At 58.6% G+C, this 12,665-nt stretch carries 14 protein-coding genes and 1 pseudogene; 7 read left to right on the top strand and 8 right to left on the bottom strand.

The annotated features are described in order from the left end of the window. Nucleotides 1-133: 133 nt before the first annotated feature. From C4J85_RS20655 to C4J85_RS20675, 5 genes are all read right to left on the bottom strand, one after another. Nucleotides 134-898 carry an ABC transporter ATP-binding protein gene (locus C4J85_RS20655; RefSeq protein WP_046069190.1) on the bottom strand — a complete coding sequence of 255 codons (765 nt, stop codon included), beginning with the start codon at nucleotides 896-898 and terminating at the stop codon, nucleotides 134-136. A 27-nt stretch (nucleotides 899-925) separates the two neighbouring features. Then, nucleotides 926-2,038, bottom strand: coding sequence for a succinylglutamate desuccinylase/aspartoacylase family protein (locus C4J85_RS20660; RefSeq protein ID WP_124410605.1), 1,113 nt, complete (start codon nucleotides 2,036-2,038; stop codon nucleotides 926-928). A gap of 1 nt (nucleotide 2,039) precedes the next feature. Next, nucleotides 2,040-2,738 carry an ABC transporter permease gene (locus C4J85_RS20665; RefSeq protein WP_124371614.1) on the bottom strand — a complete coding sequence of 233 codons (699 nt, stop codon included), beginning with the start codon at nucleotides 2,736-2,738 and terminating at the stop codon, nucleotides 2,040-2,042. Beyond that, nucleotides 2,735-3,424: an ABC transporter permease gene (locus tag C4J85_RS20670; protein WP_078738713.1), complete on the bottom strand. Its 690-nt coding sequence runs from the start codon at nucleotides 3,422-3,424 to the stop codon at nucleotides 2,735-2,737. The genes C4J85_RS20665 and C4J85_RS20670 overlap by 4 nt, the downstream gene beginning before the upstream one ends. Before the next feature lie 94 nt (nucleotides 3,425-3,518). Next, nucleotides 3,519-4,304, bottom strand: a complete 786-nt coding sequence (locus C4J85_RS20675) for an ABC transporter substrate-binding protein (protein WP_124405049.1) — start codon at nucleotides 4,302-4,304, stop codon at nucleotides 3,519-3,521. Between the two features lie 42 nt (nucleotides 4,305-4,346). Between C4J85_RS20675 and C4J85_RS20680 the strand changes: the two genes are divergently transcribed. After that, a complete protein-coding gene (locus C4J85_RS20680) occupies nucleotides 4,347-4,604 on the top strand; it encodes a hypothetical protein (protein ID WP_124364057.1) in 258 nt (85 codons plus the stop codon). A gap of 385 nt (nucleotides 4,605-4,989) precedes the next feature. Here the strand turns inward: C4J85_RS20680 and acs are convergent, their stop codons facing one another. Continuing rightward, complete coding sequence (gene acs / locus C4J85_RS20685) at nucleotides 4,990-6,945, bottom strand: acetate--CoA ligase (protein WP_124368069.1); 1,956 nt, start codon at nucleotides 6,943-6,945, stop codon at nucleotides 4,990-4,992. A 398-nt stretch (nucleotides 6,946-7,343) separates the two neighbouring features. Here acs and C4J85_RS20690 point away from each other — a divergent pair, with 398 nt between their 5' ends. The 4 genes and pseudogenes from C4J85_RS20690 to C4J85_RS20705 all read left to right on the top strand — a co-directional run bounded on the left by C4J85_RS20690 (nucleotide 7,344) and on the right by C4J85_RS20705 (nucleotide 10,303). Beyond that, on the top strand, nucleotides 7,344-7,613 hold the full coding sequence (locus C4J85_RS20690; RefSeq protein ID WP_124364059.1) for a DUF2790 domain-containing protein: 270 nt from the start codon (nucleotides 7,344-7,346) through the stop codon (nucleotides 7,611-7,613). A gap of 482 nt (nucleotides 7,614-8,095) precedes the next feature. Next, entirely contained in the window at nucleotides 8,096-9,346 is a 1,251-nt protein-coding gene (locus C4J85_RS20695; RefSeq protein WP_124364060.1) for a ribonucleotide-diphosphate reductase subunit beta, read from the top strand. Nucleotides 9,347-9,411: 65 nt separating this feature from the next. Continuing rightward, nucleotides 9,412-9,582 (top strand): annotated as a pseudogene (locus C4J85_RS20700) (HNH endonuclease); the annotation flags it as partial. A gap of 73 nt (nucleotides 9,583-9,655) precedes the next feature. Next, complete coding sequence (locus C4J85_RS20705; RefSeq protein ID WP_124365199.1) at nucleotides 9,656-10,303, top strand: HAD-IB family hydrolase; 648 nt, start codon at nucleotides 9,656-9,658, stop codon at nucleotides 10,301-10,303. Nucleotides 10,304-10,393: 90 nt separating this feature from the next. Here C4J85_RS20705 and vapC read toward each other — a convergent pair whose 3' ends face one another. Next, the gene (vapC, locus tag C4J85_RS20710) at nucleotides 10,394-10,792 is read right to left on the bottom strand and encodes a tRNA(fMet)-specific endonuclease VapC (protein WP_124407973.1); all 399 of its coding nucleotides are present in this window, start codon (nucleotides 10,790-10,792) and stop codon (nucleotides 10,394-10,396) included. Then, on the bottom strand, nucleotides 10,792-11,022 hold the full coding sequence (gene vapB / locus C4J85_RS20715) for a type II toxin-antitoxin system VapB family antitoxin (RefSeq protein WP_124407974.1): 231 nt from the start codon (nucleotides 11,020-11,022) through the stop codon (nucleotides 10,792-10,794). The genes vapC and vapB overlap by 1 nt, the downstream gene beginning before the upstream one ends. A 191-nt stretch (nucleotides 11,023-11,213) precedes the next feature. On the opposite strand from vapB, the gene C4J85_RS20720 reads away from it, so the two are divergent. Beyond that, nucleotides 11,214-12,161, top strand: coding sequence for a hypothetical protein (locus C4J85_RS20720; protein WP_124410606.1), 948 nt, complete (start codon nucleotides 11,214-11,216; stop codon nucleotides 12,159-12,161). Nucleotides 12,162-12,270: 109 nt separating this feature from the next. Then, on the top strand, nucleotides 12,271-12,651 hold the full coding sequence (locus C4J85_RS20725; RefSeq protein WP_124410607.1) for a helix-turn-helix transcriptional regulator: 381 nt from the start codon (nucleotides 12,271-12,273) through the stop codon (nucleotides 12,649-12,651). The last annotated feature ends 14 nt before the right edge of the window (nucleotides 12,652-12,665 follow it).

Below are 12,665 nucleotides of genomic sequence, written 5' to 3' on the forward strand. Positions count from 1 at the left end.
AAACGATGAAGATCCCAATGTGGGAGGGGGCTTGCTCCCGATAGCGGCGGATCAATCAGCAAATGTGTATCTGATGTACCGCTATCGGGAGCAAGCCCCCTCCCACAGGGTGCAGCGTCTCCAGTGAAGTGGGTTATTTCAAGCTGCCGGAGAGGAACTGCTGAAGACGCACAGACTGCGGATTCACCAGCACTTCACGCGGATTGCCGCGCTCTTCGACGATACCTTTGTGCAAGAACACCAGCTGGTTGGACACCTCACGGGCAAAGCCCATTTCGTGGGTCACCACCACCATGGTGCGGCCTTCCTGGGCCAGGTCCTGCATCACCTTGAGCACTTCGCCGACCAGCTCCGGGTCGAGGGCCGAGGTGGGTTCGTCGAACAGCATCACCTCCGGCTCCATCGCCAGGGCACGGGCGATCGCCACGCGCTGCTGCTCGCCGCCGGACATGTGGCCGGGGAACGCGTCCTTGCGATGGCCCACGCCAACCTTGGCCAGATAATGCTCGGCCTTTTCACGGGCGTCTTTTTTCGACATGCCAAGCACGTGCACCGGCGCTTCCATCACGTTTTCCAGCGCGGTCATGTGCGACCACAGGTTGAAATGCTGGAACACCATGGACAGGCGCGAACGCATGCGTTGCAGTTGTTTAGGGTCGGCGGCCTTCATGGCGCCGTCTTTGTTCGCGACCAGTTTCAGCTCTTCGTTATTGAGCAGAATCTTGCCGGCGTGAGGTTGCTCGAGCAGGTTGATACAGCGCAAAAAGGTACTTTTGCCCGAACCGCTGGAGCCGATGATGCTGATCACATCACCGGCAGCGGCGGCCAGGGACACGCCTTTGAGCACTTCATGACTGCCATAGCGTTTATGCAGGTCTTGGACTTCAAGTTTGTACATGCGGTCGGTTCTCACAAAAACAGGTGGTCAGTCGTTGAGCAAGCGCCCGTGACGCAGCGCTTCGCGCCCCGCCACCTTGGCCAGCCAGAAACCCGCTTGGGCATAACGCAGCCGTTCAACGGCGAACAACACCCCGGACGTGCCCGCGCAGACAATGCTGACGCGGTCGGTCAGAGGATCAATCACTTCAAAAATCGGTTCGCCGGTTTCAACCCAGTCACCGGCTTTACGCAGGTAACTGATCACCCCTGCGTGGGGGGCGAACAGCAACTCGGTGCCTTCGAAGGGCATGCCTTCACACGCCTCGTGCTGCGGTGCGGGCCATTCGCCCTTGATCAAGCCTTGTTCGGCGAGGAACGCCAGGATGCCCTCGGCGTGGAAGATCGCCTCGTCGCGGCCGGTGTCGGCCTGGCCGCCCAACTCCAGGGTTGTCGCCAGACAGGCCAGCGCAATCTGCGCCTCGGGGAACGCCCGGGACAAACGCAGCCACGGCAGCGAACACGCCTCGTCAAACGAACTGCCGCCGGAATCTTCCGCCAGCAGGCCGACCTTCACATTCAAATGCGCCGACAGCGAACGCCACTGCGGCCAGTGCTGGGGCAGCGCATACATGTGCAGCGCGGCTTCGGCGTCGCAATGCAGGTCGAGCACGATGTCGGCGGTGCAGGCATGGCCCAGCAGTATGCGCTGCATGCCTTGCAACTGGCTGCTCGGCGGCGGCAAGGCGTTGAGCACATCGCTCATGGCCTGGCGGATCAGGCGCACATTGGCGTGGGGATCATCGCCCAGCTTGCCGTGCAGACGCTCGGCGACGGGCGCGCTCAACTCGACGAAATCGCGGTTGAAATTCTTGCCGCTGCCGACCTCGAAACGCCCCTGGTGGCTGCCTTGCAGCAGCTGGCCCAGGCCCATCGGATTGGCCACGGGCACCAGCTCGATCACGCCATTGAGCGCCCCTTGGCGTTCCAGGTCGGTAAGGCGTTTTTTCAGCTCCCAGGCGGCGCGCATGCCGGGTAACTCATCGGCGTGCAGGCTGGCCTGGATATAGGCCTTGCGCTCGCCACTGCCGAAACGGAACACACTCAGCTGGCGCTCACAACCCAGGTGGCCCCAGGGCAACAGGTGATCGATACGTTCCATATCAATGCTTCCGTGGCGCCAGGTAGCTCAGCCAGCGGCGCTCGGCCAACTTGAACAGGCGCACCAGGATGAACGTCAGGCACAGGTAGAACGCGCCAGCGGTGATATAGGCTTCAAACGGCAGGTAGTACTGGGCATTCACCGTGCGCGCGGCACCGGTGATATCGATCAAAGTGACGATGGAGGCCAGGCTGGTGGTCTGCAGCATCATGATCACTTCGTTGCTGTACTGCGGCAGCGCGCGGCGCAGGGCCGAGGGCAGCAGGATGCGACGGTACAGCTTGTAGCGCGACATGCCCATGGCCTTGGCCGCTTCGATCTCGCCATTGGGCGTGGCCTTGAGGCTGCCGGCGATGATCTCGGCGGTGTAGGCGCTGGTGTTGATCGCGAACGCCAGGCACGCGCAAAACGTGGCGCTGGACAGCAACGGCCACAGGAAGCTTTCCCGTACGGCCTCGAACTGGGCCAGGCCGTAGTAGATCAGGAACAGTTGCACCAGCATCGGTGTGCCGCGGATCACATAGGTGTAGAGCCATGCCACGCCGTTGACGATCGGCTGCTTGGACACGCGCATCAAGCCCAGGGGCAAGGCGGCGAGCAAGCCGAAGAACAGCGAAATGGCGAGCAGTTTCAGGGTGGTCAGCAAGCCGCCAAGGTACAGCGGCATGGCCTCCCAGATGACGTTGTAGTCGAAGATCATAGATCAGCCGCCCTTACGCCTACCGAGTAGCGCTTCTCAAGATAGCGCAGGGCCAGCAACGACACGCTGGTGATCACCAGGTACATCGCCGCCACTGCGAGGAAGAAGGTAAAAGGCTCGCGGGTGGCGTCGGCCGCCTGCTTGGCCTTGAACATCATGTCTTGCAGGCCCACCACCGAAATCAGCGCGGTGGCCTTGGTGAGTACCAGCCAGTTATTGGTGAAACCGGGGATCGCCAGCCGGATCATCTGCGGCACCATCACCCGGAAAAACACCTGGAAGCTGCTCATGCCATACGCCAGGCCGGCCTCGGCCTGCCCCTTGGGAATAGCCATGAAGGCACCGCGGAAGGTTTCCGACAGGTAGGCGCCAAAGATGAAACCCAGGGTGCCGATACCGGCGGCCAGGGGGTTCAGGTCAATATAGTCGTCAAAGCCGAGCATCGGCGCGACGCGGTTAAGCAAGTCCTGGCCACCGTAGAAAATCAGCAGGATCAGCACCAGGTCGGGGATCCCGCGGATCACCGTGGAGTACAGGTCGCCCAGCCACGCCAGCCAGCGCACCGGCGACAGGCGCAACGCGACCCCGATCAGACCCAGAACAATGGCCAGGGCCATGGACGACAAGGCGAGCTGAAGCGTCAACCATGCGCCATCGAGGATGACGGCCCCGTAGCCTTTCAACATGATTCAGGTCCTCGAAAAGGGGGGGATGAAAAAATGGCGCAAACTTCAGAGTGTTCTGTTGCTTGCGCCATTTCGGACAGACAGCTGCGACTATTTACTTGGCATCAGCGCCGTAAATATCGAAGTCGAAGTACTTGTCCTGGATCTTCTTGTATTCGCCATTGGCACGGATCGCGGCGATAGCGGCGTTGATGCGCTCCAGGTTTTCCTTGTCGCCTTTGCGAACCGCGATGCCTACGCCGTCGCCGAAGTATTTGACGTCGGTGAACGCGGGACCTGTGAACGCGTAGCCTTTGCCGGCGTCGGTTTTCAGGAAACCGTCCTGCAGCAGGGTGGCGTCGGCCACGGTGCCGTCAAGGCGACCGGCTTGCACGTCCAGGTAGATTTCGTTCTGGGTGCCGTAGGGAACGATGGTGGCGCCCTTCGGTGCCAGGACTTCCTTGGCGAAACGGTCATGGATCGAACCACGCTGCACGCCGATTTTCTTGCCTTTCAATTCATCCAGGCTGTCGCTGACGGCAGTGCCTTCCTTCATCACCAGGCGAGCTGGGGTGAGGTAGTAGCGGGTGGTGAAGTCCACGGATTTCTTGCGGTCTTCAGTAATGGACATGGATGACAGGATCGCGTCGATCTTGCGCACTTTCAGCGCGGGGATCAGACCGTCGAATTCCTGCTCGACCCACGTGCACTTCACGTCCATCTGCTTGCACAGGGCGTTGCCGATGTCGTAGTCAAAACCGACGATGCTGCCATCCGGCGCCTTCGAGGCAAACGGAGGGTAAGCGGCTTCGATACCAATTTTCAGCGGTTTGCCTTCAGCGAAAGCCTGCATGGACAGCACGGACAGCGCCAGGGCGCCCAACAGCACGAGTTTCTTCATCTTGGGACTCCATCGGTATAGGGCAAAACAGCAGTATGAGCCATGGCCCACGATGCGGCGAAGGTGAAACCGAAAGCGGTGCAGCGTCCTGCGCCAGTGCGTGCCAGCGACGACGAGCGAGTGATCGGCATTCTAACGACAGGCTGGAAGCCGATATTTCCTCAATGCGACAACAATTTACAGAAGCACCGAGAAAGCGGTTCCAACTCATTGACAGCCTCTGAATTTTATGCAGAGACAAAAGATATTAAACCAGCTGATGCTGCAAATTGCGGGCCTATTATTCGCAAACCCTTCTAGCACGGCAAGTGTGGCGTTTAATCTTATTTCAAAGGGTGTCTGAAACGCGGTTTTCCTGGGCGCGAGCGTAGCCGTTTGCCTCATGCCTGGGCGCGGGGTTACACATTTGCGTTAACCGGTAACATTCAGAAACGTCCTACTGTGAAAACCGATATTTATTTGTCAGCTGGCTATGCAGGCAGCAGCTGTACAGGCCTTGAAATGCAATCCAAATGTGGGAGGGGGCTTGCTCCCGATAGCGGTGGGTCAGTGACAGCTGTCTCAACTGACCCACCGCTATCGGGAGCAAGCCCCCTCCCACAATAGAGCTTCAGTGGTCTCGAGAGCCCATGAAAAAGCCCCACCCGGCCTGCGCCGAATGGGGCTCTTTCCCATCCACTCCGCCTTACGCGACGTTCATGGTCTTGTGCGTCTCGATCAAATGCGCCACCACCCCCGGGTCGGCCAGGGTGGAGATATCCCCCAACCCGTCATACTCAGCCGTGGCAATCTTGCGCAGAATCCGCCGCATGATTTTCCCCGAACGCGTCTTCGGCAAGCCTGGCGCCCACTGGATCACGTCCGGTGAGGCAATCGGGCCGATTTCCTTGCGCACCCAGTTTTTCAGCTCCAGGCGCAATTGTTCGGTCGGCTCTTCGCCACCGATCAAAGTGACATAGACATAAATGCCCTGCCCCTTGATGTCATGCGGCACGCCGACCACCGCCGCTTCCGCGACTTTCGGGTGTGCCACCATCGCGCTTTCGATCTCGGCCGTGCCCATGCGGTGGCCCGACACGTTCAACACGTCGTCCACACGCCCGGTGATCCAGTAGTAGCCGTCCTCGTCGCGCCGCGCACCGTCGCCGGTGAAATACATGCCACGGAAGGTCTTGAAGTAGGTATCGACGAAACGGTCATGGTCGCCAAACAGCGTACGCGCCTGGCCCGGCCACGAATCGAGGATCACCAGGTTGCCCTCGGCCGCGCCTTCGATCAGGTTGCCGAGGTTGTCCACCAACGCCGGCACCACGCCAAAGAACGGCCGCGCCGCCGAACCCGGCTTGAGCGCATGGGCGCCCGGCAGCGGGCTCATCATGTTGCCGCCGGTTTCGGTCTGCCACCAGGTGTCGACAATCGGGCAACGGGATTGGCCGACATTCTTGTAGTACCAGTCCCAGGCTTCCGGGTTGATCGGCTCGCCTACCGAGCCCAACAGGCGCAGGCTGCTGCCATCGGCGCCTTCAACGGCGGCGGTGCCCGATGCCATCATCGCGCGGATCGCGGTAGGTGCGGTGTAGAGAATATTGACCTTGTGCTTGTCGACGATTTTCGCCACCCGGGTGATGTCCGGATAGTTCGGCACACCTTCGAACAGCAAGGTGGTCGCGCCATTCGCCAGCGGGCCGTAGACAATATAGGTGTGGCCGGTGACCCAGCCCACGTCGGCGGTGCACCAGTAGATTTCGCCAGGGCGGTAGTCGAACACGCGCTCATGGGTCAGGGCTGCATACAGCAGGTAACCGCCGGTGGTGTGTTGCACGCCCTTGGGCTTGCCGGTGGAACCGGAGGTGTAGAGGATGAACAGCGCTTCTTCGGCGCCCATCTCTTTGGGCGCACACACAGTGCCCGCCACTTTCATCAGGTCTTCGTACCAGATGTCGCGATGCTGGTTCCACTTGATCGTGCCATTGGTGCGCTTGCACACAATGACCTTCTGGATGCTGCTGGTTTCCGGGTTGGTCAGTGCGTCATCGACGTTGGCCTTCAGCGGAATCTTCTTACCGGCGCGAATGCCTTCGTCGGCAGTGATCACCACCTTCGACTTACAGTCGATGATGCGACCGGCCAGGGCTTCCGGCGAGAAACCGCCGAACACCACGGAATGAATCGCACCGATGCGGGTGCAGGCGAGCATGGCGACCACAGCTTCGGGGATCATCGGCATATAGATAGTCACCACGTCGCCGCGATGCACATCCTGGCCGCGCAGGGCGTTGGCGAACTTGCAGACTTGTTCATGCAGCTCGCGGTACGTGATGTTGCGGCTCTCGGCAGGGTCATCGCCCTCCCAGATGATCGCGATCTGGTCGCCGCGCTCGGCGAGGTGACGGTCCAGGCAGTTGTAGGAAACGTTCAGGGTGCCATCGGCGAACCACTTGATGTCGACATGGTGATCGTCGAACGACGTCTGCTTCACCGTGGTGAAAGGCTTGATCCAGTCAAGACGCTTGGCTTGCTCGCGCCAGAAACCATCGGGGTTGACCACCGACTGCTGGTACATCGCCTTGTAGGTCGCCTCGTCGGTCAGCGTGTTGGCTGCTACTTCGGGGCGAACGGGGTACAGGGAAGCCGCACTCATCTTTCTTACCTCGGTGACATAGTTGTTGTTGTATGGCCCCTGTTGTAGCCGGGGTGGGCCTATAGAACCATTCGACGATGGTAGTAACAAGACCCTACAAATTACCCAGCTATGCCCAGCTGCCGCTCTGGCCCGCGCCCCGTGGCGCTTCGCAGGTTTCTGAAAAAACCTTCATGGAGGGATTGTTACAAAAACTGCCAAAAGTGTTTATCAAAACCACGGGTATATGAATATAAGCCGCAGGCCTAGAATCAACCCCGTCAACACGACACCGAGATTAACACCGCAACAGCCCCCACGAAGGCAACGTTAATCCGAACTTCCCAACTCTCAAGTTACACACGCGGCCTCACAAGGGCCCCGTGACCCCTTTCGCCCTGAAGAAGGTAAACAGAGAAATGAAAGCGTTATTAGTTTTAGCCCTCAGCAGCCTGTGCGCCACCGCCGCCCTGGCCGACGAAGCCCCGACCGAGCTGGCTGGCCAGAACGCCCCGATTGTTGAGGACTATACCTACAGCACCCACTTGGACGTCGCTAAAGTAGTCTCCATGAGCAACATCCCGGAAGTATGCGAAGTTGTACCGGCGAAGATGGAATATGAAGATTCCCAAGGTCAACGTCATATTCTTAATTATCATGTAATGGGTAACGGCTGCTCTAACGGCTGATTATTGGTTAGTGGATTCTTGTTCGCCGCAAGAAATCGTTCTTGCGGCAAAGAGCCGGTCCTTAATCCACCGCCCTCCCCTCCACAAAAAAACATCCCACCGCCCGTCAAAAAATTCCTCCCCCGCCAACCCCCTGCAAACCCTCGCTCTGGCCCAAATAGCAGCCTTTTTGTCCGCTCACCGGGACAATCCGCCACAACACAAACCCGAATTTTTCCCTATAATGCGCGGGTAAATCGGGCCTGCAATATCCCTTTACACAGGGACGAAGAGCCAGACCTGAGGCCTCCGCTGGAGCAAGCCCCGCCGCTCCGCACCTCAAGCCTCATGCAGAACCCGTAGCCCAATTGCGTTTAATGCCTGCGCTAGCTGCTGCAACAAACGATTCCTTAAGATCCACCGCGGCCCGAGGGCCGTGTGAACACCCAACCATCCGGTTTCACACGGGCACCTTTGAGCCCTCACGCAGGAGACGACACGTCATGCTGAGCTGGGACGAATTCGACAAAGAAGAAGAAGGCGAAGTAGCCACCAAAGGCGCCAACGCCGGCCACGCCACCGAAGCCAACATGGACCGCCTCGACGGGGCCGGCGCTGCCGCCGCCATCGAAGCCCGCGCCGTCACCGCCAATGACTCCGCCGCCATCGTGCGCGCCAAGGCCGCCCTGGACAAACTCGACGTCGCCGAAGGCCTCGCCGAACTCGAAGGCGCCTCCGCCCGCGTCGCCGTTGATGAAAAACGCATGATCAACTGCCGCGCCGACCTCAACCAACTCGTGCCCTTCAAGTACGACTGGGCCTGGCAGAAGTACCTCGACGGCTGCGCCAACCACTGGATGCCGCAAGAGGTCAACATGACCGCCGACATCGCTTTGTGGAAAGACCCCGAAGGCCTGACCGACGACGAACGCCGCATCGTCATGCGCAACCTCGGCTTCTTCTCCACCGCCGACTCCCTGGTTGCCAACAACCTGGTGTTGGCCGTGTACCGCCTGATCACCAACCCGGAGTGCCGCCAGTACATCCTGCGCCAGGCCTTCGAAGAAGCGATCCACACCCACGCCTACCAGTACTGCATCGAATCGCTCGCCATGGATGAAGGCGAGATCTTCAACATGTACCACGAGATTCCATCGGTCGCCAAAAAGGCCGCTTGGGGCCTGAAGTACACCCGCTCGATCTCCGATCCGAAGTTCGAAACCGGCACCGTCGACACCGACAAGGAACTGCTGCGCAACCTGGTCGCCTACTACTGCGTGCTGGAAGGCATCTTCTTTTATTGCGGCTTCACCCAGATCCTCTCCATGGGCCGCCGCAACAAAATGACCGGCGTGGCCGAGCAGTTCCAGTACATCCTGCGCGATGAGTCGATGCACCTGAACTTCGGTATCGATGTGATCAACCAGATCAAAATCGAAAACCCACACCTGTGGGATGCCGAGATGAAGGAAGAAGCGACCCAGATGATCCTGCAAGGTACGCAGCTGGAGATTGAATATGCGCGGGATACCATGCCACGCGGCGTGCTCGGCATGAATGCGGCGATGATGGAGGATTACCTCAAGTTCATCGCTAACCGTCGGTTGTCGCAGATTGGGTTGAAGGAAGAGTACCCGGGGACTACTAATCCGTTCCCTTGGATGAGCGAGATTATGGATTTGAAGAAAGAGAAGAATTTCTTTGAGACCCGTGTGATCGAGTATCAGACCGGCGGCGCGCTGAGCTGGGATTGATTCCTGAGCCAAGCAACCTCATTAAGCCCTGACTTGTTCAGGGCTTTTTTATGCGCGGTGAACGGCCATTTCTTGAAGTACATCGCATTTCCCGCCTCGCCCAAAAGGGTTCGGATCGCATCACCAATGCTGTAGCCTTGTGCCCCAATTGCCATCAGCGTTGTCACCGGTCGAGTGACCGGGAGGCGTTCACCGAAGGGCTTTACGCCAAAATCGGAAGATTGGCACGGGAGTAGACTCCTGCTGTCACACCTGATGCACATTCAAAAAAATACTAGATAGGACCGAGGCCAACCCGTGAACCCAGACATGCTCGAAGCCGGCCCCGTTGACGCCAAAGTACTTTCCGTCTTTGACTTCGACGGCACCCTCACCCACCACGACAGTTTCGTGCCCTTCCTCAAGTTTGCCTTTGGCACTGGCGCGTTTTATGGCCGGATGGTCAAGCTCGCGGTGCCCGGGCTGCGCTTTTTGGTGCGGCAGATCAGCCGGGATGAGTTGAAGGCGCAGTTGATCCGCACCTTCATGACCGGAGTGGAGAAGGCGTGGGTGCAGCGCAAGGCCGAGGAGTATTGCCAGCGCAATTGGGCGCGGTTGATGCGCCCGGCGGGCGTGTTGTCGGTGGAACAGGAGTTGGGCTCGGGAGCGGTGGTGACGCTGTGTTCGGCGTCGCCGGCGTTGGTGTTGCAGCCATTTGCCGATCGGCTGGGGATCCGCTTGATCGGGACTGAGCTTGAGGTGGTCGACGGGGTGTTGACCGGTAAGCTCACCGGAAATAATTGCCGCTGTGAGAATAAGGTGCTGCGGCTTGAGGCGGTGTATGGGGATTTGGGCGAGTATCGGCTGCGGGCCTGGGGCGATACGCGCGGGGATCGGGAGTTGCTGGCGGCGGCGCAGGATGCGCATTTTCGGCATTTTCATGCGAAGAAGAAAAGGCGGGCCCGGTTGCAGCGGTGATGTGGGTCATTGGGACCGGCAGGGACAGCGAGGCGATCCCTTCGCAGCCTCGCTGGGGCTCGAGAGCTCTCACATTTGATCCCGTGCCGCTTATACCCAATCCTCTACCCGCAAACCTGGCACACGGTCGAACTCGCGCCGGTTGTTAGTGACCATAATCAGGCCCTGCGAACGCGCATGCCCAGCGATCATCTGGTCATATGGCCCTATCGGAGTACCTGCTCTCGCCAGCTCTGCGCGAAGCTGGCCTGTGTGCATGGCGGCATCCTGGTCGTATTTCAGGACTTCCAGACGTGCTGCAAAGCCTTCGATATCGGCCAGGTTTCGCTCTGGGTTGGATGATTTTTCCGCACCGTAAATCAGCTCCATCAGGGTCACTGTACTAATGGCCAATTGGCCATAGTGCTTTTTGAATGTTTCGCGCACCTGCTGGGGTCTGTTTTTGATGGTAAAGATGCAGATGTTGGTATCGAGCATGAACTTGAGCATTAAAAAGATTCCCGCTCTTGGTCAGCAGGCTGCTCGCGGTCGTTCATGAAGTCCGGCGTGACGCCCTCTCCATCAAACCAGCTGTCCCATGACTCACCAGCCGGAGTGATGATTCGTGCTCTGCCAATTGAGACAACATCTACACGTTTTACGTCATCCGGTAGTGCAGCGGCCTTTGGCAAACGCACAGCTTGGCTGCGGTTACTTTGGAATACAGAACCTTGGTCCATAATGACTTACCTCCAGCAATCAAGTGATTACGCAACGCTACACCACGGCATGGATATGTCAACGGGATATACATTTTCATTACTGGTCAAGCGTCGATTGCTTCCTGAGTGGACGGCGGGTTGCAAGTTCTTGCTGATATTTGCGCAGGTTCTCGCTATTAATAGCCAAACCTCTCACGGACCCGAGCCCCATGAAATTCGACACGGCCTACAGCCTGAGTCTCGATGACAAACTGTCAATCTATGACGTACGAGACCTGAATTTCGACGAAACCGCCGATTTCGATTCCGACAAGGAGCGCTTTCTCTGCCCCAACGATGTGTGCCGTGCGGCGTTTGATACGGGCAATACGCTGAGCACCTTCAACGCAAAAAACGTCACCTACCAGCGCACGCCGCATTTCAAGAACAAGACCAGCACCCGGCATATCGACGGTTGCCGCTACGCCAGCACCCATAAGAGCGCAACCGGTGAAAGCGATGACGAGCGCGAGGAAAATTTCCCGTCGGAGTTTGTGCTCACACGACGTCAATACACACGTAGGAGCCTTCTGACAGGCGCAGAGAACGTCGCCCTGCAAGACCCGGTGAAAGCCCCCGCGAATCGTGTCTCCACACCCCACGCCAACAACGACACCACCCCGGATAAAACCAGCGTATTCGCCCACCCGGTGGAATGCTACGTGTCGAATATCGACGACAAGGACAAGCTCAAATCAATGCCGTTGAAAATCGGCGAGCACACGGCGACGTACTGGACGTTTTTCAAGAAAATCGAATACCTGCAAGACAACCAGGGCCTGATCTATTGGGGCAAGATCAAAGCCATCAAGGACTACACCAACAGTGTTCGCATCGATTTCGAAAAGAAGGTATGGCTCGACAAGAAGCCCTACTCCGTCAACGTCTACCTGAGCAAGAAACTGCTCGATAGCTACCGCAAGCGCACGGCATTCCTGGAGCAGATCAAGGCCGCTGCAGGCAGCGAACGACCGTTGTATTGCTTTTTCTATGGCGTGACGCCGGCGCTCAAGCAGGTACCGAGCCAGAAGAACCCCGAACAGACGTTCGGGGTATTCAGCGCGAATATTGAAAACCTGGATCATCTGATCATCCGGGAGGCGCCGGGGATGGAGTAAACGCACACTGAAAAACACCACCCGTTGCCCTGAGTTGATGAGCGGTACAAACAACTGTATAAAAACACAGTATAGTTGTGCCTCCCCTGTCGAACCTGGAGAAATCCCCATGTCCTCTCTGGCAATGAGCTCTTACGTAGAACAGCAGATCGTCCTTCATCAATTCACCGCCAAACACTGCGCCCAGGCGCGCCTCATGTTGGGCTGGAGCCGCGAAGAGCTGGCCCGCGAGGCTGGCGTGGCGGTGCAAGCCATTCAACAATTGGAAAGCCACGGCGACGTGGATGATGACACTCGATTGGCCCTGGCATTTTGCCTGGAAGCGCAAGGGCTGGTGTTTTTCCCAGGGTTCGCACCGGGGTGGGGGATGAGTAAACGCCGGTTCGACAGCATATCGGCCGAAGCGGCGGCGCCAGGCCTCCTCTCTCGGTTGCTGGGCTCACCCGCTGCATCAAATGAGTCACCCACTCCCCAACCGAATGGTGCGTAGAGTCCAGCCTGATC

The organism is Pseudomonas sp. R4-34-07, from assembly GCF_003852375.1.
Taxonomy (GTDB): domain Bacteria; phylum Pseudomonadota; class Gammaproteobacteria; order Pseudomonadales; family Pseudomonadaceae; genus Aquipseudomonas.

What these genes read in the sequence shown, in the direction of transcription:
- C4J85_RS20655 (WP_046069190.1), bottom strand. Translation starts at nt 898, where the DNA reads ATGTACAAACTTGAAGTCCAAGACCTGCATAAACGCTATGGCAGTCAT.
- C4J85_RS20660 (WP_124410605.1), bottom strand. Translation starts at nt 2,038, where the DNA reads ATGGAACGTATCGATCACCTGTTGCCCTGGGGCCACCTGGGTTGTGAG.
- C4J85_RS20665 (WP_124371614.1), bottom strand. Translation starts at nt 2,738, where the DNA reads ATGATCTTCGACTACAACGTCATCTGGGAGGCCATGCCGCTGTACCTT.
- C4J85_RS20670 (WP_078738713.1), bottom strand. Translation starts at nt 3,424, where the DNA reads ATGTTGAAAGGCTACGGGGCCGTCATCCTCGATGGCGCATGGTTGACG.
- C4J85_RS20675 (WP_124405049.1), bottom strand. Translation starts at nt 4,304, where the DNA reads ATGAAGAAACTCGTGCTGTTGGGCGCCCTGGCGCTGTCCGTGCTGTCC.
- C4J85_RS20680 (WP_124364057.1), top strand. Translation starts at nt 4,347, where the DNA reads ATGGCCCACGATGCGGCGAAGGTGAAACCGAAAGCGGTGCAGCGTCCT.
- acs (WP_124368069.1), bottom strand. Translation starts at nt 6,945, where the DNA reads ATGAGTGCGGCTTCCCTGTACCCCGTTCGCCCCGAAGTAGCAGCCAAC.
- C4J85_RS20690 (WP_124364059.1), top strand. Translation starts at nt 7,344, where the DNA reads ATGAAAGCGTTATTAGTTTTAGCCCTCAGCAGCCTGTGCGCCACCGCC.
- C4J85_RS20695 (WP_124364060.1), top strand. Translation starts at nt 8,096, where the DNA reads ATGCTGAGCTGGGACGAATTCGACAAAGAAGAAGAAGGCGAAGTAGCC.
- C4J85_RS20705 (WP_124365199.1), top strand. Translation starts at nt 9,656, where the DNA reads ATGCTCGAAGCCGGCCCCGTTGACGCCAAAGTACTTTCCGTCTTTGAC.
- vapC (WP_124407973.1), bottom strand. Translation starts at nt 10,792, where the DNA reads ATGCTCAAGTTCATGCTCGATACCAACATCTGCATCTTTACCATCAAA.
- vapB (WP_124407974.1), bottom strand. Translation starts at nt 11,022, where the DNA reads ATGGACCAAGGTTCTGTATTCCAAAGTAACCGCAGCCAAGCTGTGCGT.
- C4J85_RS20720 (WP_124410606.1), top strand. Translation starts at nt 11,214, where the DNA reads ATGAAATTCGACACGGCCTACAGCCTGAGTCTCGATGACAAACTGTCA.
- C4J85_RS20725 (WP_124410607.1), top strand. Translation starts at nt 12,271, where the DNA reads ATGTCCTCTCTGGCAATGAGCTCTTACGTAGAACAGCAGATCGTCCTT.